At 56.1% G+C, this 26,732-nt stretch carries 22 protein-coding genes and 1 tRNA gene; 5 read left to right on the top strand and 18 right to left on the bottom strand.

The features are described from left to right. Positions 1–32 precede the first annotated feature (32 nt). From pdhA to tpiA, 8 genes are all read right to left on the bottom strand, one after another. Positions 33–1,073, bottom strand: a complete 1,041-nt coding sequence (gene pdhA / locus ACOSDM_RS07965) for a pyruvate dehydrogenase (acetyl-transferring) E1 component subunit alpha (RefSeq protein ID WP_420723966.1) — start codon at positions 1,071–1,073, stop codon at positions 33–35. 367 nt (positions 1,074–1,440) lie between these two features. Then, positions 1,441–1,761, bottom strand: coding sequence for an FtsB family cell division protein (locus ACOSDM_RS07960; RefSeq protein ID WP_420723965.1), 321 nt, complete (start codon positions 1,759–1,761; stop codon positions 1,441–1,443). Between the two features lie 995 nt (positions 1,762–2,756). After that, entirely contained in the window at positions 2,757–4,028 is a 1,272-nt protein-coding gene (gene eno / locus ACOSDM_RS07955; RefSeq protein ID WP_420723964.1) for a phosphopyruvate hydratase, read from the bottom strand. An 83-nt stretch (positions 4,029–4,111) separates the two neighbouring features. Continuing rightward, positions 4,112–4,870, bottom strand: a complete 759-nt coding sequence (locus ACOSDM_RS07950; RefSeq protein ID WP_420723963.1) for a sulfite exporter TauE/SafE family protein — start codon at positions 4,868–4,870, stop codon at positions 4,112–4,114. Between the two features lie 4 nt (positions 4,871–4,874). Then, the gene (gene kdsA / locus ACOSDM_RS07945; RefSeq protein WP_420723962.1) at positions 4,875–5,714 is read right to left on the bottom strand and encodes a 3-deoxy-8-phosphooctulonate synthase; all 840 of its coding nucleotides are present in this window, start codon (positions 5,712–5,714) and stop codon (positions 4,875–4,877) included. Positions 5,715–5,745: 31 nt separating this feature from the next. Continuing rightward, a complete protein-coding gene (locus ACOSDM_RS07940; protein WP_420723961.1) occupies positions 5,746–7,386 on the bottom strand; it encodes a CTP synthase in 1,641 nt (546 codons plus the stop codon). A 122-nt stretch (positions 7,387–7,508) separates the two neighbouring features. Continuing rightward, complete coding sequence (secG, locus tag ACOSDM_RS07935) at positions 7,509–7,838, bottom strand: preprotein translocase subunit SecG (protein WP_420723960.1); 330 nt, start codon at positions 7,836–7,838, stop codon at positions 7,509–7,511. 122 nt (positions 7,839–7,960) lie between these two features. Beyond that, the gene (gene tpiA / locus ACOSDM_RS07930; protein WP_420723959.1) at positions 7,961–8,713 is read right to left on the bottom strand and encodes a triose-phosphate isomerase; all 753 of its coding nucleotides are present in this window, start codon (positions 8,711–8,713) and stop codon (positions 7,961–7,963) included. Positions 8,714–8,971: 258 nt separating this feature from the next. Here tpiA and ACOSDM_RS07925 point away from each other — a divergent pair, with 258 nt between their 5' ends. The 3 genes from ACOSDM_RS07925 to ACOSDM_RS07915 are packed head-to-tail and all read left to right on the top strand — an operon-like array spanning position 8,972 to position 13,019. Then, positions 8,972–10,864: a SurA N-terminal domain-containing protein gene (locus ACOSDM_RS07925; protein ID WP_420723958.1), complete on the top strand. Its 1,893-nt coding sequence runs from the start codon at positions 8,972–8,974 to the stop codon at positions 10,862–10,864. A 2-nt stretch (positions 10,865–10,866) separates the two neighbouring features. Then, positions 10,867–12,375, top strand: a complete 1,509-nt coding sequence (gene trpE, locus ACOSDM_RS07920) for an anthranilate synthase component I (RefSeq protein ID WP_420723957.1) — start codon at positions 10,867–10,869, stop codon at positions 12,373–12,375. A gap of 20 nt (positions 12,376–12,395) precedes the next feature. Further along, the gene (locus ACOSDM_RS07915; protein ID WP_420723956.1) at positions 12,396–13,019 is read left to right on the top strand and encodes a pyridoxamine 5'-phosphate oxidase family protein; all 624 of its coding nucleotides are present in this window, start codon (positions 12,396–12,398) and stop codon (positions 13,017–13,019) included. 938 nt (positions 13,020–13,957) lie between these two features. Here the strand turns inward: ACOSDM_RS07915 and ACOSDM_RS07910 are convergent. The 10 genes from ACOSDM_RS07910 to ACOSDM_RS07865 form a co-directional block, all read right to left on the bottom strand. Further along, entirely contained in the window at positions 13,958–15,154 is a 1,197-nt protein-coding gene (locus ACOSDM_RS07910) for an adenylate/guanylate cyclase domain-containing protein (protein ID WP_420723955.1), read from the bottom strand. 28 nt (positions 15,155–15,182) lie between these two features. Beyond that, complete coding sequence (locus ACOSDM_RS07905; protein ID WP_420723954.1) at positions 15,183–16,055, bottom strand: NAD(P)-dependent oxidoreductase; 873 nt, start codon at positions 16,053–16,055, stop codon at positions 15,183–15,185. Positions 16,056–16,082: 27 nt separating this feature from the next. Next, on the bottom strand, positions 16,083–16,835 hold the full coding sequence (locus tag ACOSDM_RS07900) for an MBL fold metallo-hydrolase (protein ID WP_420723953.1): 753 nt from the start codon (positions 16,833–16,835) through the stop codon (positions 16,083–16,085). Continuing rightward, positions 16,832–17,626, bottom strand: a complete 795-nt coding sequence (locus ACOSDM_RS07895; protein WP_420723952.1) for a TatD family hydrolase — start codon at positions 17,624–17,626, stop codon at positions 16,832–16,834. Before ACOSDM_RS07895 ends, ACOSDM_RS07900 begins: the two co-directional genes overlap by 4 nt. 5 nt (positions 17,627–17,631) lie before the next feature. Then, entirely contained in the window at positions 17,632–19,194 is a 1,563-nt protein-coding gene (metG, locus tag ACOSDM_RS07890; protein ID WP_420723951.1) for a methionine--tRNA ligase, read from the bottom strand. Between the two features lie 28 nt (positions 19,195–19,222). Beyond that, positions 19,223–20,320, bottom strand: a complete 1,098-nt coding sequence (locus ACOSDM_RS07885) for a DNA polymerase III subunit delta' (protein ID WP_420723950.1) — start codon at positions 20,318–20,320, stop codon at positions 19,223–19,225. Beyond that, positions 20,317–20,976, bottom strand: a complete 660-nt coding sequence (tmk, locus tag ACOSDM_RS07880; RefSeq protein ID WP_420723949.1) for a dTMP kinase — start codon at positions 20,974–20,976, stop codon at positions 20,317–20,319. The genes ACOSDM_RS07885 and tmk overlap by 4 nt, the downstream gene beginning before the upstream one ends. After that, the gene (locus ACOSDM_RS07875; RefSeq protein ID WP_420723948.1) at positions 20,973–22,148 is read right to left on the bottom strand and encodes a D-alanyl-D-alanine carboxypeptidase family protein; all 1,176 of its coding nucleotides are present in this window, start codon (positions 22,146–22,148) and stop codon (positions 20,973–20,975) included. Before ACOSDM_RS07875 ends, tmk begins: the two co-directional genes overlap by 4 nt. Positions 22,149–22,303: 155 nt before the next feature. Continuing rightward, positions 22,304–23,341, bottom strand: coding sequence for a septal ring lytic transglycosylase RlpA family protein (locus tag ACOSDM_RS07870; protein ID WP_420723947.1), 1,038 nt, complete (start codon positions 23,339–23,341; stop codon positions 22,304–22,306). 74 nt (positions 23,342–23,415) lie between these two features. Next, on the bottom strand, positions 23,416–24,654 hold the full coding sequence (locus ACOSDM_RS07865) for a lytic murein transglycosylase (RefSeq protein WP_420723946.1): 1,239 nt from the start codon (positions 24,652–24,654) through the stop codon (positions 23,416–23,418). Positions 24,655–24,884: 230 nt separating this feature from the next. Here ACOSDM_RS07865 and ACOSDM_RS07860 point away from each other — a divergent pair, with 230 nt between their 5' ends. Continuing rightward, a complete protein-coding gene (locus ACOSDM_RS07860) occupies positions 24,885–26,474 on the top strand; it encodes an EAL domain-containing protein (protein ID WP_420723945.1) in 1,590 nt (529 codons plus the stop codon). Between the two features lie 99 nt (positions 26,475–26,573). Continuing rightward, positions 26,574–26,663, top strand: a tRNA-Ser gene (locus ACOSDM_RS07855). Positions 26,664–26,732: the final 69 nt, after the last annotated feature.

Below are 26,732 nucleotides of genomic sequence, written 5' to 3'. Positions count from 1 at the left end.
ATTTAATATCCTTATCTGTCAGCGGTGCCTGTTCAGGCTTCCAAAAGCACGTCGGTCCACAATTCTTTCTCATCCGGCTCTGGGCTGGATTGAGCGAAATCTGCGGCATCCGACACGACGGCCTTGACCTGCTTGTCGATTTCTTTCAGGTCCTCCTCGCTGGCGTGACCATCATCGATCAATGTTGCCTTCACCCGGTCAATCGGGTCAGAGGTGGACCGCACCTTATTGACCTCTTCCTTTGAGCGATATTTCGCCGGGTCCGACATGGAATGCCCGCGATAGCGATAGGTCTTCATTTCCAGGATATACGGTCCTTTTCCAGCACGGCAGTGTGCCACGGCCTTTTCGGCTGCCTCATGCACGGCGACCACATCCATGCCATCCACTTCATCGCCTGGAATGCCGTAAGCCTTACCACGATCATGCAGATTGGCACCCGACGCGGAAATCCGCTCTACAGAGGTTCCCATGCCATATTTATTGTTTTCAATGACATAGATTACCGGCAGCTTCCAAAGGGCGGCCATGTTGAAGGCCTCATAGACCTGGCCCTGATTCATCGCGCCATCACCGGTATAGGCCATGCAGACATTATCCGTCTCATTGTATTTCATGGCAAAGGCAATGCCGGTGCCAAGGGGAATCTGTGCACCGACGATGCCATGCCCGCCATAGAAATGCTTTTCCTTGGAGAACATGTGCATGGAACCGCCCTTGCCCTTGGAATAACCCCCTTCACGCCCCGTCAATTCTGCCATGACGCCCTTCGGATCCATGCCACAGGCCAGCATGTGACCATGATCCCGGTACGAGGTGATAACCGCATCGCCCTCTTTTGTGGCGGCCTGCATGCCGGTCACGACAGCTTCCTGCCCGATATAGAGGTGACAAAACCCACCGATCAGACCCATGCCATACAATTGCCCCGCCTTTTCCTCAAAACGGCGGATCAGAAGCATGTTCTTGTAGTAATCCATCAAGTCGCTTTTGCTGGTTTTTGCCGTCTTGGCAGGTGCAGACTTAGAAGCCGCTTTGCCAGCCGCACGTTTCGCGGTCGCCTTTTTCGCCATCGGTTGTCCCCTCGTTCAGGTCTCTCACAGAGATCCAATTTACGGCGGGCCATCCAGTCAATGAACACGGAAAGCCCGACCAATTTTTTCGTTTCAAGGGCGCAACCCGTTTGATTTCAAGCCTGCCCGAAACATCCATTGGAATCGGTACTTGGTTTCAGGGGGCAAATCAATAGCCTAGGCAAATAATTGATTTACCACAATAAAGTGATACTTAACTGAATTTAAGTTGAATTGATTGAAACACACTTTTTTTGACGCAGTGCAGCATGACGCACACGTAAACCCGGTCAATAATTTGTCATGAATTTAACAGCTTCGCCCCATCCACTGAATATGCAAGACCACTGCTTGGGGTGCGATCTGACTAGCTGTTGGGCGTCAGGAAAATGACAACTTCATTCTCATGGATTTTTTGCAGGTCCAGGCGCATCCGTTCTTCCAGCATATCCAGATCCAGACTGCGCCGATCCAACAGCCCGACACGATGCTCCAGGGTCAGGCGCTGCTCCCGCAGATTATTCAAGGCATGCTGCGCACGCTCCACTTCATTGGACACGCGCATCAGGGACAACAGACCGCGATCCCCCTGGATTGTATGATAGGCAAAGTAAACGAGAACGCACGCCCCCAAGGCCGGGAACGCGATATGGCGGAAGCGCCTATGAAGTTCATCGAATAGAGTCATAGCACACCCCTTGAATCACGGAACCGAGTCCGCGTCAATGGGCAATATTTTCAATAACTTAGTAGGAATTTTTTACCTATTTCAGTGGCATATATTGCCTATCAGAGGACCCCTGAACTCAAGCAGTGGTAGGTGAGTCATGATATGGTATATGGCGGAAAATCAGGCGCTAAAAGCAAATGCCGCGCCTTAAAGGTCAAAATTGCCGACATGGCGGTGCCTGTCGATACCCCATATGTATCCCCCTTCCCCTCCCCAAACTGCATCCCGAAACAGCGACTGCTTCTCACCAAAGCGAGTCTAAGACGGAAGATAACGCGCGCCTGTACAATCACACCTGCCGCCCTGGATCCCGGATCACGTCCGGGACGACGGTATTTCGAGGCAAATACCCCCTCACCCTGAGGAGCGCAGCGTCTCGAAGGGTGAGCCCACTGAAAGCACTACACTTACAGCCCCTCCTTCGAGACGGCGCTATCGCGCCTCCTCAGGATGAGAATGAAGCGGAAGGTCAGACGTGCAACGCCATAACGCACCATCCCCTCAGCGTCCTTCGCGCCTTCTCTGCGCTCTTTGCGGTTAATCTTTACCATCTCGTCACACCCGCGCAGGCGGGTACCCTGAGCCACACGCATAAATCGCGCCTGCCGCCCTGGACCCCGGATCACGTCCGGGGTGACGATGATTTAGTCAAGAGAATCCTCACCCTGAGGAGCGAAGCGTCTCGAAGGGTGATCTGTCTGTAACCACCGGACTTACAGCACATCCTTCGAGACGGCGCTATCGCGCCTCCTCAGGATGAGAATGTAACTCATATCCCCGTCTCTCCCGCGTAGGTGGGTATCCAGAGCCACAAACATCAATCGCGCTTACCGCCCTGGACCCCGGATCACGTCCAGGGTGACGAAAAGAGTGGCGTCTCAGCGTCCTTCGCGCCTTCTCTGCGCCCTTTGCGGTTATCCTGAAAAAGGGGCCGCAGACGGTATATTTACAGATCAGCGCTGGAATGCGGATCCGTCATAAACTGCGGCTGTATCCAGCTCTTCTTCGATGCGCAGCAACTGGTTATATTTTGCCAAACGGTCGGAACGGCTGAGCGAGCCGGTTTTGATTTGGCCGCAATTGGTGGCGACGGCCAGGTCGGCAATCGTCGCATCCTCTGTCTCGCCGGACCGGTGGGACATGACGGCTGTGTATTTCGCCTTATGGGCGGTTTCGACGGCTTCCAGGGTTTCCGTCAGGGTGCCGATCTGGTTCACCTTGATCAGGATCGAATTGGCCGTTCCCTTGGCGATACCATCGCGCAGGCGTGCAGGATTGGTTACGAACAGATCATCGCCGACCAATTGACAGGATTTCCCGATCTTGTTGGTCAACAAGGCCCAGCCGTCCCAGTCATCTTCGGCCATGCCATCTTCAATCGACGCGATCGGATAGTTCGCGACCAGATTGGCCAGATAATCGACATGCTGGGCAGAGGTCAGGGTCTTGCCCTCCCCGATCATCTTGTAGGCACCGTCGATGTAATACTCGGTTGAGGCGCAATCCAGGGCCAGCACGACATCGCGACCGGTCTCGTAGCCTGCGGATTCAATGGCTTTCAGGATAAAGTCCAGGGCCTCGGTCGCTGATGACAGATTGGGGGCAAAGCCACCCTCATCCCCGACATTCGTATTGTGACCCGCTGATTTTAACTGCGCTTTCAGGCTCTGGAACACCTCAGCGCCGCAGCGCAGGGCCTCGGCAAAGCTGTCCTGACCGACCGGCATGATCATGAATTCCTGGATGTCGATGGGATTATCGGCATGCGCCCCACCATTGATGATGTTCATCATCGGAACCGGCAGGCGGCTGGCGAATGTGCCCCCGACATAGCGATACAGAGGCAGTGCTGCCGCAGCAGCAGCGGCCTTCGCGGTTGCCAGCGAGGCCCCCAGGATGGCATTCGCGCCCAACCGGCTTTTCGTGGGGGAGCCATCCAGTTCGATCATCGCGCGGTCCAACAGGACTTGCTCTTCCGCTTCCATGCCCATCATCATGTCATAGAGTTCGGTGTTCACGGCTTCCAGGGCTTGCAGCACGCCCTTGCCGCCATAGCGCGACCCGCCATCACGCAATTCATGCGCCTCATGTGCGCCAGTGGAGGCACCCGACGGCACAGCGGCACGACCGAAGGACCCATCTTCCAGCGTCACCTCAACCTCAACGGTCGGATTGCCCCGGCTGTCCAGAATTTCGCGGCCATGTACGTCAATAATTGCGGTCATGCAGGTATCCTCCAGAAGGGCTATACGTTAAGTCGCGCGACTTATAGCGCCCAAACTTATCTGGGGCAATCATCGGGCAGTGATTACAAAAAGCGCCATAAGGAACGCAAGAACAGATAGACGCCAAGCAGCAGAATGACCAACAGGAAGACCGTGCGAAACTGTTCTTCCGGAATGCGCCGCCGGATCCGCATCCCAAGCGTCATTCCGATAAGGGCGGGGATGATGGCGATAGCAGAGACACCGACGACCTTGCTTGTCAGGATATTATGGTGACCAAGACCGATGATCAGGCCGATATAGGTGACCGTGAACAGGATACCCAGCGACTGAACAAAGGCATCCCGCGGTAAGTTCAGGGATTGCAGATACAGAACACCCGGCACGACGGAAGACCCGGTTATCCCGGTCACAATCCCGGTCACCGCGCCTATGATCGGTGAAATCCAGACATCATGACGCCCCGGCGGCGACAGCGTGATCGTCTTCAGGGTCAGGGCTGAATACACGATCAGAATTGTGCCCAGAAAGATCGTCAGAACATTCTGATCGACCAGGGTGAACAATCCTGTCGCCAAAGCGGTGAAGAGGGCTGCGATCAGCATCATGGGCCATGTGCGACGCCAAACTATCGTGAAATGCCCCCCCACCAGCGCCTGATACAGATTGGTCAAGACAACCGGCAGCGTGGCATAGGCCAATGCCGTGTCCAGTCCGACAAATATCGTTGCCAAAGCGATCCCTATGGTTGGCAGGCCAAGCCCGACAATCCCTTTGGAAAATCCAGCAAGCAGGTAAATCGCCAGAATAGGGATAAGAGTTTCCAGCGAAACATCCCCCATTGGATTACGCCGACAGAGTGGCTTTGGTAATCCGGTCGTAATTCTGCAGGGTCAGCAGCAAATCTGCCATCTGGTCGATGGGCACCATGTTTGGGCCATCGGACGGCGCATTGTCCGGGTCCTGATGGGTCTCCATGAACAGGGCCGCTACGCCCACGGCCACCGCCGCACGGGCCAGGACCGGCACAAATTCGCGCTGGCCGCCACTGGACGTGCCCTGCCCGCCTGGCTGTTGCACCGAATGGGTGGCGTCAAAGACAACGGGCATACCGGTCTGTTGCGCCATTGTCGGCAGGCTGCGGAAATCGGTGACCAGCGTGTTATAGCCAAAACTTGCGCCGCGTTCGGTCACCAGAACATTGGAATTGCCGCTGTCGACCAGTTTGGCGACGACATTTTTCATATCCCAGGGGGCCAGGAACTGACCTTTTTTCACATTCACCACCCGCCCGGTTTGCGCCGCCGCGATCAGCAGATCGGTCTGGCGGCACAGGAAGGCTGGGATTTGCAGGACATCGACGACATCGGCTACGACCGCACAATGATCCCGCTCATGAACATCGGTCAGCACGGGAATTTTATAGGTGTCTTTGACTTCCTGAAACACCGCCAGCGCCTTATCCAGACCCATGCCGCGCTGACCCTTCAGGGAGGTGCGGTTCGCCTTGTCATAGCTGGTCTTATAGATCAGGGAAATCCCAAGACCGTCACAGATTTCTTTCAGTTGGCCGCTCATATCCATCGCATGATCGCGGCTTTCCATCTGACAGGGCCCGGCGATCAGCACGAACGGCTTGTGATTGGCAATTTCGATCTGGCCAAGCGTGACGGTATGCTGCTGCATCTGAACGATCCTTGATAAGACGGGGCTGCGATCAGACCAAACGGCTGGTCTTCACGGCGGCCTCAATGAAGCCCGCAAACAGGGGGTGTGGCTCGAACGGCTTTGACTTCAGTTCCGGATGGAATTGAACGCCGATGAACCAGGCATGATCTTCCCGCTCCACGATTTCCGGTAAAATGCCATCTGGGGACATGCCCGTGAACTTCAAGCCAACCGCTTCCAGTTTTTCACGATAGCCGACATTCACTTCATAACGATGACGGTGGCGCTCATAGATTTGACGCTCGCCATAAATTTCCTGTGTCTTCGATCCCGGCTCCAGAATACAGGGATAGGCCCCCAGACGCATGGTACCGCCCTTATCATCATTCTCGCCACGGGTTTCGACGCGATTGCCCTTTTTCCATTCGGTCAGCAAGCCCACGACAGCATTTTTCGCCGGTCCAAATTCTGTTGAAGATGCATCTTCAATGCCGGCCAGATGCCGCGCGGCCTCTATCACGGCCATCTGCATGCCAAAGCAGATTCCAAAATAGGGAATGTTGCGTTCGCGGGCAAAACGACAGGCCTGTATCTTGCCTTCCGACCCCCGCTCTCCAAATCCGCCCGGCACCAGAATGCCATGCACGTTTTCCAGATAGGGAACGGGGTCGTCGGTCTCAAAGATCTCCGATTCGACCCAATTCAGCTTTACCCGCACATTATTGGCGATGCCGCCATGCACCAGCGCTTCGGCAAGCGACTTATAGGCATCCAGCAGGACGGTGTATTTGCCAACCACGGCAATTGTGACTTCGCCCTCTGGCGCACGCACGGTGCGGGTGATATCGCTCCAACGGCTCAGGTCGATCTCTTCTTCCTGACCTTCCTTCATCATGTTGAAATAGCTCAGAACTTCAACATCCAGGCCTTCCCGATGATAGGTCAGTGGCACGGCATAAATCGTGTCGACATCCAGGGCAGAGATAACCCGACTTTCGCGCACGTTACAGAACAGCGCGATCTTGCGTTTCTCCCCCTGGGGGATGTCCCGCTCTGCCCGACACAGCAGAATGTCTGGCTGAATCCCGACCGACAGCAGTTCCTTCACGGAATGCTGCGTCGGCTTGGTCTTCAATTCGCCCGCCGCGCCGATATAGGGCAACAGCGTGCAATGGATATAACAGGCCCGTTCGCGCCCTAATTCATTGCCCAATTGGCGGATGGCTTCCAGAAATGGCAGGCCTTCAATATCGCCAACCGTGCCGCCGATTTCGCATAAGACAAAGTCTTCATCGGTGATATCGGATACGACAAAGTCGCGAATCGCATCGGTGACATGGGGGATGACCTGAACCGTACCGCCCAGATAATCACCGCGCCGTTCCTTGGCAATTACATCGGAATAGATTCGACCTGTGGTGACATTGTCCGACTGGCGGGCCGGAACGCCGGTGAAGCGCTCGTAATGGCCCAGATCCAAATCCGTTTCTGCCCCATCATCGGTGACATAGCATTCACCATGCTGATAGGGGCTCATCGTACCGGGGTCGACATTGAGATAGGGATCCAGTTTGCGCAGCCGGACCTTATAGCCCCGCGCTTGCAACAGCGCGCCAAGCGCGGCTGAGGCCAAACCCTTACCCAGTGAGGAGACCACGCCGCCTGTTATGAAGATGTATCGTGCCGACATGGGAGATCACTGTATCCTTTGGCTTTCGTCTGACAAGCCTGATCCGCACGGATGCGAAATCCGACCCAAAGAAGAAGGCGGCAATTGCGCCGCCTTCCTTGATATTATTGTATTTTTACCGATCACTCCGATGTGGGGACGACAGGCGTTCCATCATCGACGGGGGCCGGTGCTGTGGTTTCAGCAGGGGCCGAATCGAAAATCGATTCGGTATTCTTGTGACCGCCAGCAAGAATTGCCAGCGTAAGGCTGGTTGCAATAAAGCAGGCTGCCAGAATGGCCGTTGTCCGGGTCAGGGCATTTGCCGCCCCACGGGCAGAGAACATGCCACCGCCACCACCGCCGGAACCACCGCCCATGCCCAACGCGCCGCCTTCGGAGCGTTGCAGCAAAATGACGCCAATCAATGCAATGGCAATCAACAGGTGAACGATCAGAATGATATTTTCCATCGCGGTCTAGGCCTCACTCAAGAAACTCGGTTTCGACACCCGATCTACAGATGCCTTTGAATTGTGGGGTATGTAACGCGTCAGTGCCTGAATTTAAAGCCCGAAAGTGGTTTTCCTTGCGATCACGCCTTTGCCGCAGCAACGATGCTCAAGAAATCCTCGGCTTTCAGGGCTGCCCCCCCGATTAATCCGCCATCAATATCGGGCTGCGCCAACAGGTCCGCCGCGTTACCGGGCTTCATGGATCCACCATACAGAATGCGCAGGGCCGCTGTTCCTGCATCCCCCAAACGACCGTGCAGATGGGCACGAATATGGGCGTGCACCTGATTGGCTTCCTGTGCCGTTGGGGTGCGACCCGTCCCGATGGCCCAAACCGGTTCATAGGCTATGACCGTGTTCTCAGACGTTGCGGACTGAGGAACAGATCCATCCAGTTGGGCGGAGATCACCGACATCGTATCACCCGCATCCCGCTGTGCCTCCGTTTCGCCCACACAAATCACCGCGATCAAACCGGCCTGATGGGCCGCGCTGGCTTTCTGCGCCACCTGGGAATCGGTTTCGCCATGATCGGCACGGCGTTCAGAATGGCCCAGAATGACATGGCTGCATCCAACATCGACCAGCATCTGGGGGGAGATATCGCCGGTATGGGCCCCCTTCTCCTGCCAATGGCAATCCTGTGCGCCCAGTTGAATAGCAGAACCGGACAGAACCGATTTAACGGCCCCCAACAATGTTACCGGGGGGCATATCAGAATATCGCAGGGCGCATCCTTTCCGCCCTGCGCCACGGCCTGCGCCAGAGCGGTGCCATCGCTTAACAGTCCATTCATTTTCCAGTTTCCGGCAATCAGGGGACGTCTGCTCATGGGTCTAAAGGATCCTTAGCTGGTTATAGGAATATCTTGCGCCACGGGTTTACCACGCCCATCTAAGAACGCCAATCTGTAGAACCAATCCGCAGAAAAGGGCGACGGTATCGGAAAATACTGCGAATTTCCTTGGCAGATGGGTTGGCATTTGCGATTGCGGGGGTCGAAACGCCCCCTTATGATCCGGGCGAATTCGATTTGGGACCTGTCCCATGGTAGAACCGCTTTCCTGAAACCATTGCGACGAGTGAAATCATGTTACAAAAGATGCGCGCATCCACCGGCTCTTGGATTGCCAAGGCTATTCTAGGCCTCCTGGTTCTGAGCTTTCTGGGCTGGGGCGTGTCGTCCTATGAAGGACTGGGCAACAGCGCCAATGGGGATACGGTGGCAAAAGTCGGCGACCGTGACATCAGTTTCCAGGAATTCTACATCGCCTATCAGCGTTTCCTTCAGACTCAACGCCTCGATTCAATCGACAGCGATGTTGCCCGCCAGTTAAATCTTGCCAACAATGTCCTGCAGAACATGACCTTGCGCACGCTTTATGAGGCAGAGGCCGATCGTAAAGATTTAACGGCCAGCGATGATATGGTGCGCACTGAGATCCAAACCCGCCCGACATTCCAGGGCAGTGATGGCAAGTTCGACCGCCTGCGCTTTGAAACAGCGCTGCAACAGAATGGCCTGACAGAACCTGGGATGGTTGAACTGGTCCGCCACGAAATTGCACGGTCACAACTGCTGGGCGCGGTCACCGCCGGCAGCGCAGCCCCCGAAGCCCTGGTTGATCGCATCTATCATTTCTTTGGGGAACGCCGGTCCGCTGAATACTTAACCCTTCCCATCGCATCAGTGGATGCGCCATCCGAACCGGATGATACCGCACTGCAAGCTTTCTATGACGAACGGAAGGAAGATTTCCGCCGTCCTGAATTGCGCGGCATGACCTATGTTCTGATCTCTCCGGAAGCGATTGCCGGCACAATTGATGTATCAGAGGATGATATTCAGGCATCCTATGAAGCCCGCCTTGGTGAATTAGGTCAGCCGGAACAACGCGATATCAGCCAGATTTTGTTTAACTCTGAAGAAGATGCGAAAGCGGCCTCCGAAACCTTAGCAGCCGTCCCTGTGGAAGAGTTGAAGGACAAGATCGCAGAAATGGGCCTACAACTTATTGAATTGGGCCAATTCAGCCGCCAGGGCATTCCCAATGACGCGCTTGCTGAGGCGACTTTCTCTCTGGAAGCACCCGGCGTAACCAGTGCTTTCGAAGGGGCTTTCGGATGGTCCGTTGCCATCGTCAACACCATCCAGGAAGGCAGCGAGCCCACATTGGATGAAGTACGCGATCAAATCACCCGCGACCTCGCCCTGGACCGCGCCTATGATGAAGTGTTCGATTATGGCAAGAAGCTGGAAGACGCCTTTGCGCAGGGCATGACACTGGAAGAAGCCGGGGCTTCAATTGGAATTGAGGCTAAAAAAATCGATGCGGTTGATGCCCAGGGTCGGGGCCCCGACGGCACTCCCCTCGCCGACCTTCCCGCAGGATTGACCTTCTTGCAGAAAGCATTCGCCGACGACCTGAAAGCCGGTGATGTCGGTTTCCTGGAAACCACAGAATCCAACGCCATGTTCATGCTGCGCGTGGACAACATCACCCCGGCGGCAATTCCGGATTTTGCCTCTGTGCGGGACGAGGTCAAAGCCGCATGGATGAAAGACGCCCGCTATCAGGCCGCAGAATTGCGCGCCCAGACCTTGGCCGCGCAATTGGGTGAAGCCGGTGATGTTGCCATGATTGCAGCCAGCAATAACGCCGAGGTAAACACCATCGAAAACTTTGCCCGCAATGGGCAAGCTGCGGGCGGTGCGCGCATTCCAGATGCCTTGGCCAGTGAATTGTTCGGGCTGGACACTGGTAAGGCTGCATATGGCGTGCAGGATGATGCCTTCGTCATCGCGCGCCTGACCAAGATCACCCCCGCCGAGGCAGCGGTCGACGGTGATTTCCGCAAGAACATTTCCGATGCGCTGGCTGTTGGCATGTCTAATGATCTAGTCGAACAGTTAGGGGTCGCCCTGCAAAAGGAAATTGAGACAACAACCTACCCCGAAGTCATCGACAGAGTGTATCGCTGATCATGGAATGCTTTCCCGATATAGAGAGTTTCAAGCGGCTCTATGAAGCAGGGAAGCCACAGGTCGTTTATACCAGATTGGTCGCAGACCTAGAGACGCCTGTTTCTGCCTATATGAAGCTGGCCGATGGACGCGCCGACGCCTTCCTGTTCGAATCCGTCGAAGGGGGCGCCATTCGCGGGCGGTATTCCTTTGTCGGGATGAAGCCGGACCTGATCTGGCGTTGCTTTGGCGATAAGGCCCAGGTCAATCGACGTGCCCTGATTGATCCCGATGCGTTTGAGGCGCATTCCCTGCCCACCCTCGACTCGCTGCGTTCCCTGCATAAAGAATGCGAGATGGAGATGCCCGACTCGCTGCCCCCAATGGCGGCCGGGTTGGTGGGCTATATGGGCTATGATTGTGTGCGCCTGGTGGAGCCCTTCCCCGATGAAAATAAGGACGTACTGGAGGTGCCAGACGGCATTTTCATCCGACCGACCCTGGTTGCAGTCTTTGACAGTATCGAAGACATCGTCACCTTTGTGACACCAGTTCGCCCGGACCCGGAAATTGGGGCCGGTGCGGCGTATGAAAAATCCCTGGAACGCCTGTCAGAAATGCGCGACAGCCTGGAGCGCCCCCTGCCCTATGCCACGGCTGGGCGATCTGCTCAGGATGCGGGGATTGAGCCCGTCGCGAATATGACGCCACAGGCCTATCAGGCCATGGTCGCCAAGGCGAAGGAATATATCCTGGCCGGCGATATTTTTCAGGTCGTGCTGTCGCAACGGTTTGAAATGCCGTTCGACCTGCCACCCTTTTCGCTGTATCGCGCACTGCGGCGAACAAATCCATCGCCCTTCCTGTTTTTCCTGGCCTTCCGGCGGTTTGCAATTGTCGGATCCAGCCCTGAAATTCTGGTGCGTCTGCGCGATGGCAAGGTCACGATCCGCCCCATCGCGGGAACACGCCCCCGGGGCGCAGACCGCGCGGAAGATCAACGGATGGAACAGGATCTGCTGGGCGATCCCAAAGAATGCGCCGAACACCTGATGCTGCTGGATCTGGGCCGCAATGATGTCGGACGAGTCAGCAAGATTGGCACCATCGATGTCACAGACAAATTCATCGTGGAACGCTACAGCCATGTCATGCACATCGTTTCCAATGTGGAAGGTCAGATAAAGGATGGCGTGGACGCCCTGACCGCGCTGATGGCAGGCTTTCCGGCGGGTACCGTTTCTGGCGCACCAAAGGTTCGCGCCATGCAGATCATTGAGGAACTGGAGCCCGATCGCCGGGGCATCTATGCCGGCTGTATCGGTTATTTCGGGGCAGACGGGTCCATGGATACCTGCATCGTGCTGCGCACCGCTGTGGTCAAGGACGGCAAGATGATTGTCCAGGCCGGCGCTGGCATTGTTGCAGACAGTGATCCAGAGTCGGAACATCAGGAATGCGTGAACAAGGCCAAGGCCCTTGTGCGCGCCACGCAGGAGGCCGTGCGCTTTGCCTCCGGTCGAAACTAACGCTTAGGCAGGAGGTATAGATGACGGCGCCAGATCACACACTCAGCACAATTGAGGATCTGGAAGCGCTGTACGGGGTTCCCAAAGAAACCTCCCTGATCAAAGAAATCGATTATATTTCCGATCATTATCGCGCCTTTATCGAAGCCTCTCCCTTCGTTGTGCTCTCCACCGTCGGGCCGGAAGGTCTGGACAGCTCCCCTCGCGGGGACCCCGCCGGATTCGTTCAGATCGCCGATGACCACACCGTCCTGATCCCGGACCGACGTGGCAATAACCGCATCGATTCCCTGCGCAATATCGTCCGCGACCCAAGAGTTTCGCTGCTGTTTCTGATCCCAGGTATTGGGGAGACCCTGCGCATCAATGGTCGCGCCGCAATCAGCGTCGATCCTGACTTGCTGGATCGTTTCATCATGCAGGGAAAGCCGCCTCGCAGTGTGCTTCAGGTGCAGGTTGATCGTGTCTATTTCCAATGCCAGAAGGCCCTGGCGCGATCCCAGCTGTGGAATCCGGACACACGGCTGGACCGCAAGGCCCTGCCCTCCGCAGGACAGATTCTCAGCACACTCAGCAAAGGCACATTCGACGGTAAAACCTATGACAACGACTATCCAGAACGCATGAAGCAGGAAATTTACTGAGACCTGGATTACCAGAAGGCAACCTTCCCGGCCAATCCCCCCTCTGTCACCGTGGCCGCCCCGGTTGCCCACCCCGTCATGCCCGCGCAGGCGGGTATCCAGGGCCACACGCATCAATCGCGCCTGCCGCTCTGGACCCCGGATCACGTCCGGGGTGACGATGCTGATAATGGATACGCCGATACAGCCCCTCCTCAGGATGAAATCTGTGAGGGTGGTGAGAATATGGACACATAAAAAGTGCACTCACCCTGAGGAGCGCAGCGCCACGAAGGGTGCCTTTCTGCAAGCACCGCCCCCTCCCCGTCATATCCTCGCAGGCGGGCATCCAGGGCCACACGCACAAATCGCGCCTGCCGCTCTGGACCCCGGATCACGTCCGGGGTGACGATTTCGATAATGGATACGCCGATACAGCCCCTCCTCAGGATGAAATCTGTGAGGGTGGTGAGAATATGGACACATAAAAAATGCACTCACCCTGAGGAGCGCAGCGTCTCGAAGGGTGCCTTTCTGCAAGCACCACCCCCTCCCCGTCATATCCTCGCAGGCGGGTATCCAGGGCCACACGCACAAATCGCGCCTGCCGCTCTGGACCCCGGATCACGTCCGGGGTGACAATATCGATGATGGATACACCCTTACAGCCCCTCCTCAGGATGAGATCTGTGCGGGTGGTGAGAATATGGACACATAAAACGTGCACTCACCCTGAGGAGCGCAGCGCCTCGAAGGGTGATCTTTCTGCAAGCACCGCCCCCTCCCCGTCATATCCTCGCAGGCGGGCATCCAGAGCCACACGCATCAATCGCGCCTGCCGCTCTGGACCCCGGATCACGTCCGGGGTGACAATATCGATGATGGATACGCCGATACAGCCCCTCCTCAGGAAGAGATCTGTGCGGGTGGTGAGAATATGGACGCTTGATCCGATGCTTCTAGGGCGTCAGGGCATAAACCGGCTGGGGGTCGCTGACGCCGCGCAGGCGGTGGCTGCCCATGGCTTCCCAGTTGGCGGCAACAAGGGCAGTAAAGGCGTCTGAGGCGACAATCTGGCGGTCCAGAGTCTTAGTCAAATCCTGCAATCGAGCCGATTCATTGGCCGTTGCGCCGATCACCGAAAATTCCAACCGTTCCGGTACACCAATATTGCCATACAGAACATCACCGACATGCAGCCCCAGACCGAACTGGATCGGATCTGGATCATCTTCTGGTGGGTTCTTATTCATTGCATCCATGCGAAGAACGGCATCTTTTGCGGCGGCTACGGCCATGCGCCCAGCCCGTTCCGCGCCGCCTGGCCCATTGATTGGAAAAATCGCCAGAACGGCATCCCCGATAAAGCGCAGCACTTCTCCGCCATGGTCCAGGACAGAGCCTGCCGTGCACTCAAAATAGCGGTTCAGGCGATCTAGAAATATTTCTGGCTCCATCCAATCGGCGGTCGCAGTTGATCCCCGCATATCGGAAAACCAGACAGCGGCGCGGATTTTTTCGCAATCGCCCCGTTGCATGTGACCATTCAAAACCCGGTCGCCCGCATGGCTGCCCAAATAGGTCGATGCCAGATTCTGCGCCGTGGTTTCCCGGACATACGTCTTCAGGGCCATTGCAAAACGCGGAAACAAGCGTTTGATCGCGGCGATATGCTCATCTGAAAAACCCCCTGGCGCATCGGAGGTAAATGTCGCAATACAGCCATCCATATTCGCCAATGCCGTTTCTTCGGGAAGGGAAAAGCCGGTGCGGATGCATAAGTAATCCGTAAAACCGCGTTCTTTAAATTCCTTTAGGACCGGAAACTCATTCACGCCCTCCCCCAAATACAGGCGCGCGCGTATTTCCGGACGGGACGTCGACATAACGGCCTTCAAGGGGCTCATCAACCAGGCCTGATTGTTCTCGGAATCATAGCTGAATCTGTCCCGGACCAGGCCCTCTTCCCGATTCCAGTTGACTGCAAAAGCCTTGAACAGGGGATGCAGTTGACCACAGACGATGGCCCCCCGCATCAAGGGAATTCCGCCTTCAACCATCTGTTCGCACAGACGTTTCATCAGGCGGTCGGCCCGTGTGCCCTTCAGGCTTTCGGTGACCAGCCAGTCGCTCGTTTTTTGTAACCAATCTGTCATGGCAGGGACTTTAATCCCTATTCACCGATCAGTCATTCGCCAAAAGATGAATCAGGCTGGATGTGTCCCATCGATTGCCGCCACGCCCTTGAACCTGGGCATAAAACTGATCGACCAGAGCGGTCACCGGCAAGCGGGCGCCATTGTTTTTGGCCTCAGCCAAACAGATACCCAGATCCTTGCGCATCCAATCCACCGCGAACCCGAAATCGAACTTACCATCGACCATGGTTTTGCCGCGATTTTCCATCTGCCAGGACCCGGCTGCGCCTTTGGAAATGACGTTGATCACCCTTTCCATGTCCAGACCGGCCTTTGAGCCGAAATTCATCGCCTCAGACAGGCCCTGCAGCAATCCGCCGATGCAGATCTGATTGACCATCTTGGTCAATTGTCCAGCCCCGGACTCACCCATCAACAGGCAGGACCGCGCGAAACTGTTGATCGCGCCTTCTGCCTTGGCATAGACATCTTCATCGCCGCCGCACATCACGGTCAGCACGCCATTTTCAGCGCCAGCCTGACCGCCGGAAACAGGCGCATCGATAAACCCGATCTTCTGCTCTTTGCCAATTGCATAAAGCTCCCGCGCGACATCGGCTGAGGCCGTGGTGTGGTCTACCAGGATGCTGCCGGCCTTCATCCCTGCAAATGCGCCATCCTCACCCAGAATGACACCGCGCAGGTCATTGTCATTGCCGACACAGCACAAGACAATATCTGCCCCTTCCGCTGCTTCCCGTGGGGTTTTCTTGGCGGTGCCGCCGAATTCTTCCACCCATTTGGCCGCCTTGGCGAAGGTGCGATTATAGACGGTTACATCGTGTCCACCCTTGGTTTTCAAGTGGCCTGCCATTGGATAGCCCATAACGCCCAAACCGATGAATGCAACTTTCGCCATTTTAATTCTCCCGTACAGAGTGGTTTCTTAAGCCTCGACTTCCAACCCGTCATAGGCCGGAATGACCCCGGAAGGCAATGTATGCACCAGGGTACGATAGTCCAGGTCGACATGCATATTGGTTAGAATAGCCTGCTGTGGCTGTATCCGCCTTATCCAGGCCAGTGTCTTGTCCAAATGCGTATGACTGGGATGGGGACGATACCGCAGGGCGTCAACAATCAACACCGATACGCCGTGCAGAATCGCCATGCCATCGTCAGGAATGTCCGACACATCCGGAATATATCCAATATCGCCAACGCGATAGCCCGTGGCATCAATCGATCCATGGCAAACCTGAAACGGTGTGACCGGAAACCCGGCGACATCCACCGGCCCCTCCAGGACATGTGAATCCAGGATGGGCGGATAGTCCTTCACCTGTTTGAAACAATAATTGAAGCGGTCTTTCAACAAGTCCATGACTTCTGGCACCGCATAGACGGGGACCCGACTGCGGCTTAACAAAGACAGGCCACGCAGGTCATCAATTCCATGCGCCTGATCCGCATGCGTATGGGTGTAGAACACGGCATCCAGAGAATGCACATCGGCCAGCAGCAATTGTTCCCGCATGTCCGGCGCGGTGTCGATCAGGATGCGGCGATCCCCGTCTGTGATCAACAGGGAACAGCGGGTCCGGCGATTGCGCGGCTCTTTCGGGTCACAGGCCCCCCAACCGGTTCCCAGACGCGGAACCCCACCAGAGGAGCCACAGCCCAAAATCCGCGCCTTCATGCGGTTGCTCCAGGGCGTCTGGTCTTACTGAAATAGCGAAAGAAATTATCCGTGGTGCGGGTTGCCAGTTCTTCCCCCGTAACCCCCATCAGATCCGCCAGTTTTTCCGCCGTGTGCACGACATAGGCCGGTTCATTCTGTTTCCCCCGCTTTGGCACCGGGGCCAGATAGGGGGAGTCGGTTTCAACCAGCAGGTTTTCCAATGGCACCGCTGCAACGGAGTTTCGGATATCTTCCGCAGATTTGAAGGTCAGAATGCCGGAGATGGAAATCGCAAATCCCATGGCGACAGAGCGTTCCGCCAGCCATTTGCTGCTGCTGAAACAATGGATGACGCCGGGGAATGCGCCCTTGGCCATTTCATCTTCCAGAATTTCAATCGTATCCTCGTCGGCATCGCGGGTATGGACGATCAGCGGCAGACCTGTTTCTCGGGACGCCGCGATATGGGCGCGAAAGCTGCGCTTCTGGATATCCCGGGGGCTGTGTTCATAAAAGTAATCCAGCCCCGTCTCCCCAATCCCGACGACTTTTGGATGCTGGGCGAAGTCCACCAGTTGTTCAGTCGTGACCTCAGGTTCCTTTTCCGCCTCATGGGGATGAATACCGACGGTGCACCACACCTCATCATGCGCATCAGCGATACCACGAATCACATTGAATTCACGCACCTTTGTGCAGATTGTCACCAATGTTCCAACCCCGGCCCGTTGCGCGGCAGCCACAACCTCATTCAGGTCTCGCCCGTCGCGCTGCAGGTAATCCAGGTGGCAATGGCTATCGACCAGCATCAGGCTTACGCCTCCTCTGCTTCTACATAGCGTGGGAATACGGGCGATGGGGTTGGCAATGCTGTTCCCGGCACCAGACGCGCATCGGTATCAGCGAAGCCGCGCTGATCCATGGGGACGGCCAACTGCCCCAGCAAGGTCTCGGCAGAGGCCGGCACGACACATTGCACATAAATGCCCAGCACACGGATGACATCGGCCAGTACATACAGCACCGTTTCCATGCGCGCGAAATCGGTCTTTTTCAGGGTCCAGGGGGCCTGGGCATCCACATAGCGGTTGGCGTCACCCACAACCTTCCAAATCGCTTCCAGCATCTTGTGGATGGCCTGGGCATCCATCTGATTGCGCATATCAACCAACGCCTGGGTGGCAGCAGACATCAAGGCCTCATCTTCCGGCGTGAACCGGCCGGGTGTTGGAACCTTGCCGTCGCAATTCTTGGCAATCATGGACAGAACCCGCTGTCCCAGATTGCCCAGATCATTCGCCAGATCGGAATTGATGCGGTTGACCATGCTTTCCTTGGAAAACGACCCATCATTGCCATAGGGCACTTCGCGCATCAGGAAATAGCGCACCTGATCCAGCCCGAATTCACCAACAATCGCCTGGGGCGTGATGACATTGCCCAAGGATTTGGACATCTTCTGGCCTTCGATATTCAGAAAACCGTGCCCAAACACCCTCTTGGGCAACGGCAGGTCTGCGGACATCAGGAAGGCAGGCCAGTAAATCGTGTGGAACCGCATGATATCCTTGCCGATGACATGAATATCGGCAGGCCAGAATTTCTTATAGGTTTCAGAGGATTCGTCAGGGAAACCGGTCGCGGTTATATAATTGGTCAGCGCGTCCAGCCAAACATACATGATATGCTTGTCATCGCCCGGCACCGGAATGCCCCAGTTGAAGCTGGTGCGAGAGACGGACAGATCCGTCAGCCCTTGCTTCACGAAATTCACCACTTCGTTGCGGCGATAATGCGGCAGGATGAAATCCGGGTATGCCTCGTAATGCGCCAGCAGCTTGTCGCCATAGGCTGACAGGCGGAAGAAATAGGACTCCTCCTCCACCCATTCGACTTCGGCGCCAGAGGGGGCGAAGAATTTACCCTTATTCTCCCCCTCGCCTTTGGTCAGCTCGTCTTCGCCAAAATACGCCTCGTCCCGGACAGAATACCAGCCGGCATATTTATCCAGATAGATATCGCCCTTATCGGCGATGCGCTTCCATATCTCCTGAACGCTGGCGAAATGGCGGGGTTCCGTCGTGCGGATAAAGTCGTCGTTGGAGATGTTCAACTCTGTCGCCATCGCCTGAAACTGGGCGGAAATGCCGTCACTGAAGGCCATGGGATCGACCCCCTTGGCCTTGGCCGTTTTTTCCACCTTCTGACCATGCTCGTCGGTGCCGGTAAGGAACATCACGTCATAGCCATCCAACCGCTTGAACCGGGCGATCACATCACAGGAAATCGCCTCATAGGCATGACCCAGATGGGGCGGTCCATTCACATAGGAAATCGCAGTCGTGATATAGAAAGTCTTCTTAGGGTCGGGCGTCATATTGATCCAGTTCGGGCTCACCAAAGTGTCAGTGCCGCTGAGCCGCCGCCTTCTGGACTTCCAGGAACGCGGATACGATCAACTGACGTTTATCCAGATTGGCCGGATTGTCCGATTGGGCAAGCAGGCCGGTAAGCTTTTCCCATAGCTGCATGGAGGTTTCAAGGCCGCCCAACGCATCCCAGCGATCCAGGGCCTTTTCTTCTTCCTTCAGCACGACCGGCGGGCGTTCCCCCGTGACCTGCGCGCGGATTGCCCGCTTCATCCACCAATCCAGCATTGTGCGGAAGGCATTATAGCTCTGCTCGGCTGACTTAACCGACAACATATCGGCCAGACCATACAGTTGTTTGGCATCCGGTTGGGCCGGATTGGACAACAGAACCATCGCTGCGCGATACAGATCAATGCCGCCCGCCTGGGCATAATCCAGGGCGGTGCCAATGCTGCCCTCCCCCAGTTGCACCAAAAGACGCGCATCGGTCTCAGAAACCTCCGGTGCGTGCTGGGCCAGCAGTTTCAGCATAATATCGTCGCTCAATGGGGACAGAACCAGCTTTCGGCAACGCGACCGGATGGTTGGCAGCAACCGGCCTGGCGCATGGCTGACCAGCACAAACATCGTATGGGGCGGCGGTTCCTCCAGCACCTTCAGGATCGCATTGGCACCCGACGTATTCAATTCGTCGGCACTATCAACGACGATTGCTTTCCAGGCGCTCTCTGCCGGGGTCTGATGGATGAAATTCAGAATTGTGCGCACATCATCGACGGGGATGCTGGCCTTACCCTCTGGCCGGGACAAGGCACGAAAATCAGGATGTCCGCCCGATACAACGCGGCGAAAGGTACCGGCTTCCGGCGGCAGGTACAGGCTGGGCGGCGCATCGCCAAACATACCGCCCCCCTGATCCGAAACGCCACCCGCCAGGACCCAGCGGGTCATGCGATAGGCCAGGGTCGCCTTACCAATCCCCTGCGGCCCACAGACCAGCCAGGCATGGGGAAAACGCCCCGACTCCCAGGCAGTCGCAACCGTGGTTTCCGCCTCTTGATGCCCGAACAGGTCCGGATTTCGACGCGGCGCATAGGGGTCAATTTCATCCTCATCGAGAGGCTTTTTCATAATGCCTGATCCCGGGACAGCAAGCGCTGAGACACCGCGATTTCAATATCACGAGCAATGGCCTCAATTGTCTGATCTGCTTGAATTATCGCAATGCGATCTGGTTCCAGGCGCGCGATATCCAGGAACGCCTCGCGCAGCGCCACGTGAAAATCCAGCCCCAGCTTCTCAAACCGGTCAGGCCCACCACGATTACCAGCGCGCATCAGGCCGGTATTGGCATCAATATCCAACAGCAGCGTCAGGTCGGGCCGAAATGCATCCAAAACAAGCGCATCCAGCGTTTCCACCCAGTCGCGACCCAATGACTTCGTATACCCCTGATAGGCCATAGTCGAATCACTGAACCTGTCGCAAACAACCCAAGAACCCCCAGCCAAAGCCGGCTCTATCAACCGCGTCACATGATCCCGGCGGGCCGCATACATCAATAATGCTTCACTGATCGGGTTCCATCGATCCCCGGCCCCAGAAACGACCAGTTCACGGATCGCCTGTGCACCGGGTGTCCCGCCCGGCTCTCGCGTAAGCACGACGTCCAGCCCGCGTTTGCGCAGATGACTTGCCAGCAACTCACATTGCGTGGATTTACCGGCACCCTCGCCCCCCTCCAGGGAAATGAATTTTCCACGTAAGGGCTCAGGCGTATTTGTCACTGACCGGACTCACCAAACACAAGATATTGCACGGCCGATTGCAGCCGCCCAAACGATCCCAGACGCTCCACGGGTTCCCCTGCGACGACAGGTACGGTGATCGTATCCAGGCCGGGCGCAGATACCACCAGTTCGCCTTGAACGCTGCCGGGTTCAATCGGGGCGGCAATCGGTTCCTGGGTTTTCAGCGTGACCTTCAGGTCATCCCGCACGGCGCGACGCATCACGATTGAAACAGGTTCTTGCACGATCAAGGGCACGCGGGCTTCCGTACCCAGCCAGACGGTCGCATCGGCAACGGTTTCACCGGCAGCGAATAGGGGGAAGGTTCCGAATTCACGGAAGCCCCAATCCAGAATACGCTCTGGCTCCTGTGCCCGTTCGCGGGTGGACTCCAACCCATTCACGACAACAATCAACCGCTGTCCGTTGCGCACCGCAGAAGCGGTCAGACCATAGCCCGCAGCCTCCGTATGGCCGGTTTTAAGCCCATCCACCCCGACATCACGATACAGAAGCGGATTGCGATTCTGCTGAGTGATATCCGAGAAAGTGAATTCCGTCTCAGAATAGAAATGATAATATTCCGGGAAATTCCGGATTAGGGCGGCCGCCAGAGTCGCGAGATCACGCGCCGTTGTATAATGGTCCGGGTCTGGAAGGCCGCTGGCATTTTTGAAATTGGTGTTCATCATGCCAAGCTCACGGGCCTTGTCGGTCATCTTACGGGCAAAGGCCTCTTCACTGCCCGCCAACCCCTCTGCCACCACGATGGTCGCATCATTGCCGGATTGGATGATAATCCCGCGCAACAGGTCTTCGACCCGCACACGGGTATCGACCCGCACGAACATCTTGGACCCGCCCGTTTCCCAGGCCTTCTTGCTGACAGAAAACGTATCATCCAGAGACAATGTTCCGTTTTTCAATTGTTCAAACGCAAGATAAGCAGTCATCAATTTGGTCATGGAGGACGGATACATCTTCTCGTCCTGGTTCTTACCCGACAGTACTGTTCCGGTCTTGAAGTCGACCAATATCATCTGTTTGGCTTTGGTATCGAGGTCATAGACATTGCTTTGTGCAGCACTGGGTTGCACCGACATGCCAATCAGAAACCCGACAGACAAAAAAAGCGCGGCGAATGATATTTTGGCGAGGCGCGAGAACATTGTTCCTCCAAACGTTAACAACGGGCAAACTGTTGAATACCGGTGCCGACATTGGCAACCCTAACACTGCCATGCGACACCCTAAAGTATGCGGCGGCCCTTAGTGTGCCCAAGCACGGGGGCGAAATCCAGGCAGGATCCTGACAAAATCACGTCTATTTCTTCGGAACAACAATCGCAGCATCCGTATAGCCAGCCTGAATTACCGCAACCAACAAAGATTCCAGCTTATCATCATCCGCCAACGGGCCGATCCGCACCCGGAACAGCGGCGTTTCAGATCGTGTGATCTCTTCCACGATGACCGGACCCAGATAGCCCAGCATGGATCGCGCCCGATTGGCATTGTCATACTGCCCAAAGGCACCGGCTTGAATGAAGACATGCGGATTGGGCTCCACAGGCATCTGTTCCACTGTACCGCTGTCTAGCGATTGTTCAACGATTGCAGGGCGCTCTCCCGGGTCTGCGGGCGCCTGGGGGGCGCTTGCGACCTGACTGGGTTCAGAGACGGCAACGCCCGGCGGCGGGGCTAAATCCTCGCCACTGACCTGGGCTGTCGGGGCCGCAGCCGGGGCAGGAGATTCCGGTGCGCTGGACGCGATTGGAGGCATGGTGTTGTTTGCCACGACACCGCCCCCATTCAGCATTGCTACCAATTGGCGGCTTTCCTGCTCCAGCATTTCGACACGAACCAGGGTTGTCCCCTTGCGCTCGAACCCCAGAAGCTGAGCGGCGCGGCGCGACATATCAATGATCCGACTGTGCGCGAATGGCCCCCGATCATTGATAATCACCTTTATGGAGCGTCCGTTTTCCAGGTTTGTCACCCGCACCATAGAAGGGATTGGCAGGGTTCGGTGTGCGGCAGATACCCTGTTTTCATAAAAAATAGCGCCGTTGGCCGTGGGCTTGCCATCGAATCCTGGCCCATACCAGGACGCGATCCCCTCCTCCGCATAGGTGAAATCCTCTTTAGGATAGTACCAGATCCCGCCAACCTGATAGGGATTGCCAATCTTATAACGGCTGCCCAAATCCGGCATATTAGGGTCGCTGGGCGGCCGCGAAACAGTTCCGTTTACCTGCTTGGACGCTTCGGACAGAAATTGCATTTCAGCACATCCACTCAGCCCCATCAAAATAATGGCAAGAACAGAAATGCGCCCCGCGAAGCGTCTTTTTGCTGACATACTTGGTCTTAACACCCCTGGCACACTGACGCTCCTATCAACCGCCCCATGATCCGGCATGCTCTCGTCTCCCCCTATCGCTTCCGCAGATCTGATAATAAATCCTGCGTCGGATATCCATCTGGCGGCAGGCCGTTGGCCTTCTGATAGGCTTTGACTGCAGCGCGGGTCATTGGCCCGACCATCCCGTCCGGCTTGCCCGTGTCAAATCCCGCCGCTGTCAGAAGATACTGCAGGTCCAGGACATCCTTTCGATATAGCGGCGCATCATCCGCAGGTTTCTGCGCCACAAGCGGGCCCTTCCCGTCCAGCCTGTCAGACAGATATCCAACTGCCAGCGCGTAATAGATGGAGCGATTCCAGGTCATGATCGCATTGAAATTTCCATAGACCAGGAAGGCTGGTCCCTTCACCCCGGCCGGCAGCACGATGGCCCCTTCGATATCCGCCTGTGGCAGGTCCCGTCCATCGGCGCGCCGCACACCCAATGCCTGCCATTCGGAAATCGGCTTCGGCGCTTTCAGATCAACCAGATCAAGATCGAATCCGTCGGGCAATTGAACTTCCCGCCCCCAGGTTTCCGTGTCGTCCCAACCGATCTGGGACAGGTAATTGGCAGCAGACGAAAAGATATCGGGCAAATTGGTCCAGATATCCTTGTGCCCGTCGCCATTGCCGTCGACCGCATAGCCGGTAAATGTGGATGGCATGAACTGCACCTGCCCCATGGCCCCGGCCCAGGATCCATTCATATCCTTCACACTGATATGCCCCTGATCCAGGATGGTCAGCGCATGAAACAGCTCTGCCCGGAAAAACGCGGCCCGGCGATCATCATAGGCCAGGGTCGCAACTGAGCCGATCACAGGGAACCCGCCCGTATAATCCCCAAAATTGGTCTCCATTCCCCAGAAGGAAACCAGAAACCGCGGCTGAACGCCATACTGCCGGGCGACGCGTTCCAGCAGATCCGCATGCGTCACCAACAGTTTCTTACCCCGATCAATCCGGTCTTGGGTAATGAAGGACTCCAGATATCCCCAGAATGTCCGGGTGAATTCCGGTTGTCGCTTGTCCAGTTCCAGCACGCGCTCTATCGGTTCGACCCCATCCAGCGCTGCGTCCAGGGTTGCTTGTTTCAGCCCGCGCGCCAGCCCTTCGGCCTTCACCCCCTCCAGCCAGACAACAAACGGCACTGTGTCGGCAGGAACGGTGGAAACCTGCGCAACTGTGGTGTCCTGAGCGAAACCAGGGGCGACACTGCCCAGGCCCATGAACAGGGAAATCGACCCGATGGTGATGAATTTTCTCATGATTGGCTTTTCTGCCTTTAATTTCTAGGGACTGTTACGCATACGGCATTGCAGATTGGAACTGCAAGACCCGGTCGCAAGGTCATGTTACTATTGACCCTTCTGAATTGATACAACACTGCGGGAATATCAAATGCGACGAATCGCCAATTGATAATTGATTGCCCCCTTATGCTGGTATAACTCACAATATCAAAACACTCTGACAGCAACAGGAACAGCACCCGCAGATGAGCGGCCAAGAAGACCATACCGACAGCGATGCGGAACGGCGGACATTCCAGGCCTATATCGATGAAAGCGGGCGCATATCCATGGCCCGGGGAAATGCGGATCGGTGGCTGGGTTCTAGTCTGGAAGATCTGGAAGGCCATTCCATTGTCGAATTCGCCGCAGAGGAATCGCAATTCGCGGTCAGTGAAATTCTGGTCCATGCGGCATTGCGCGAATTCATGCCGCCCAGCATCTTTTTCATGCGCGATGGTCGAACCGGCTCAGTCAGTGGGTTTGAGGTAACCGGGAAACCGCAAAGTTTTAACGATCTCTACCGGCTGAATTTCGTGCAGGATCCGCGCATGGAATATGGCCCCCAATCCAAAAATTCGCGCACCGGCTTTGTGGGCGCGGTGCAACGTGCAATCGACAGTGCCGCGCAGAATGAGGCCGATATTGACATGACATTTGTCGATATTGGCGATGTCGGGCGCCTGGGATCGATTTCCGGCCTGGATGCGGAAGGGATGCGCCGTTTTACCGATCGCATCGAATCCCGATTAAAGGCCGAAAGCCTGGGCGGCGATTCTCTGGGGCGCGTTGATCGCGGAAAATACGGGCTGGTCCACAATCGGGATGCCGATTTATCCAGTCTGCGCACGGAAATTGAATCCTATGCCAAAGACATCGATCCGGAAGGCATGGCTCTTGCTATTGGCACCTCAACGGTGGCTTTGGACGCAGAGACTATGGAAACGGATGCAATTCGCACGGCCTTGGAACATGCCGTTGATCAATTTGCCGATACGGGAATCGATTCCGTCATCTTTGATACTTTGGCCGACAGTCAGGCGTCCTATCTGGATCTGCGGGAAACCCGTACAACGCTGTTAAACAGGTGTCTGGCCGATGATGTTTTGACCTGTGCCTTTGCGCCGGTCTGCACTATTGCAAGTTGGACCGTGCATCACCTGATCGCGGAATTCCGGGCAAATCTGGATGATGATGGTTTGGGCGCCGCGGAGATTCTAAAGCTGACCAAAGAGGATGTGGACCTGCGCACCCAGGTCGATATTGCCCAGTGCCGGTACATTCTGACCCATCCAGATGTCGATTCCATCAGCGTTGCGGTTAATGTCGCCATTCATTCCCTGCTGGATATCAATGTGATCGGCATGCTGCTGGATTTCCGAAGCCGCGCCCCGCAGCGCCGCGTTATCCTGCGCCTGTCGGGTTTGGATCAGATCCCCTGGGAAAAGGTTCAGGCACTCAATATCCTGCGCCGGGCCGGTTTCTCCATCGCCCTGTATGGCAAAGATGTGGGCGCGGTCACGGCAGAAAAACTGAAAGCCCTGCCCGCCGATTACATCATGCTGGATCCCAGCTTTGTGACCAATCTGGACCAGTTGAAACGAGGCCTTGGCATGCTGGCGGGCATGGTCAATCGCTGTGCCGAACATGATATCTCAATCGTCTTTGATGGCGTCCTGGAATCCGCCGCCGCCCGGATGTTGTCAAAAATTGATGGTGCGCTGTGCAGCGGCCCCTATTTTGGCGAACCCGTTGAAAGCCTGGACAACCTGCAATTGCCCATTCAGACACAGTAATGCACAGAATGTTACAATTTCTGTGATCCAGGCTTGATAGATCACTCCCGATAATGCTAATCACCGCCACCTGATGGGCAGCTCACCCCTCAGAACAGCGGACAGGTGGCCGAGCGGTTGAAGGCTCTAGTCTTGAAAACTAGCGTGCGGGAAACCGTACCGTGGGTTCGAATCCCACCCTGTCCGCCATTTTATTTTAAATTTTCCTTTTTTATCAATTATTTACAATCACAGAATTTTACTTAGACCCCCAATCAG

The sequence above is a fragment of the Hwanghaeella sp. LZ110 genome (assembly GCF_048892525.1).
In the GTDB taxonomy this organism is placed as follows: Bacteria; Pseudomonadota; Alphaproteobacteria; order UBA8366; family Aestuariispiraceae; genus Pacificispira.
This window is presented reverse-complemented; position numbering and strand designations above follow the sequence as displayed.

Excerpts from the sequence above, each read along its gene's own strand:
- pdhA (WP_420723966.1), bottom strand. The coding sequence starts at position 1,073 with ATGGCGAAAAAGGCGACCGCGAAACGTGCGGCTGGCAAAGCGGCTTCT.
- ACOSDM_RS07960 (WP_420723965.1), bottom strand. The coding sequence starts at position 1,761 with ATGACTCTATTCGATGAACTTCATAGGCGCTTCCGCCATATCGCGTTC.
- eno (WP_420723964.1), bottom strand. The coding sequence starts at position 4,028 with ATGACCGCAATTATTGACGTACATGGCCGCGAAATTCTGGACAGCCGG.
- ACOSDM_RS07950 (WP_420723963.1), bottom strand. The coding sequence starts at position 4,870 with ATGGGGGATGTTTCGCTGGAAACTCTTATCCCTATTCTGGCGATTTAC.
- kdsA (WP_420723962.1), bottom strand. The coding sequence starts at position 5,714 with ATGCAGCAGCATACCGTCACGCTTGGCCAGATCGAAATTGCCAATCAC.
- ACOSDM_RS07940 (WP_420723961.1), bottom strand. The coding sequence starts at position 7,386 with ATGTCGGCACGATACATCTTCATAACAGGCGGCGTGGTCTCCTCACTG.
- secG (WP_420723960.1), bottom strand. The coding sequence starts at position 7,838 with ATGGAAAATATCATTCTGATCGTTCACCTGTTGATTGCCATTGCATTG.
- tpiA (WP_420723959.1), bottom strand. The coding sequence starts at position 8,713 with ATGAGCAGACGTCCCCTGATTGCCGGAAACTGGAAAATGAATGGACTG.
- ACOSDM_RS07925 (WP_420723958.1), top strand. The coding sequence starts at position 8,972 with ATGTTACAAAAGATGCGCGCATCCACCGGCTCTTGGATTGCCAAGGCT.
- trpE (WP_420723957.1), top strand. The coding sequence starts at position 10,867 with ATGGAATGCTTTCCCGATATAGAGAGTTTCAAGCGGCTCTATGAAGCA.
- ACOSDM_RS07915 (WP_420723956.1), top strand. The coding sequence starts at position 12,396 with ATGACGGCGCCAGATCACACACTCAGCACAATTGAGGATCTGGAAGCG.
- ACOSDM_RS07910 (WP_420723955.1), bottom strand. The coding sequence starts at position 15,154 with ATGACAGATTGGTTACAAAAAACGAGCGACTGGCTGGTCACCGAAAGC.
- ACOSDM_RS07905 (WP_420723954.1), bottom strand. The coding sequence starts at position 16,055 with ATGGCGAAAGTTGCATTCATCGGTTTGGGCGTTATGGGCTATCCAATG.
- ACOSDM_RS07900 (WP_420723953.1), bottom strand. The coding sequence starts at position 16,835 with ATGAAGGCGCGGATTTTGGGCTGTGGCTCCTCTGGTGGGGTTCCGCGT.
- ACOSDM_RS07895 (WP_420723952.1), bottom strand. The coding sequence starts at position 17,626 with ATGCTGGTCGATAGCCATTGCCACCTGGATTACCTGCAGCGCGACGGG.
- metG (WP_420723951.1), bottom strand. The coding sequence starts at position 19,194 with ATGACGCCCGACCCTAAGAAGACTTTCTATATCACGACTGCGATTTCC.
- ACOSDM_RS07885 (WP_420723950.1), bottom strand. The coding sequence starts at position 20,320 with ATGAAAAAGCCTCTCGATGAGGATGAAATTGACCCCTATGCGCCGCGT.
- ACOSDM_RS07875 (WP_420723948.1), bottom strand. The coding sequence starts at position 22,148 with ATGTTCTCGCGCCTCGCCAAAATATCATTCGCCGCGCTTTTTTTGTCT.
- ACOSDM_RS07870 (WP_420723947.1), bottom strand. The coding sequence starts at position 23,341 with ATGTCAGCAAAAAGACGCTTCGCGGGGCGCATTTCTGTTCTTGCCATT.
- ACOSDM_RS07865 (WP_420723946.1), bottom strand. The coding sequence starts at position 24,654 with ATGAGAAAATTCATCACCATCGGGTCGATTTCCCTGTTCATGGGCCTG.
- ACOSDM_RS07860 (WP_420723945.1), top strand. The coding sequence starts at position 24,885 with ATGAGCGGCCAAGAAGACCATACCGACAGCGATGCGGAACGGCGGACA.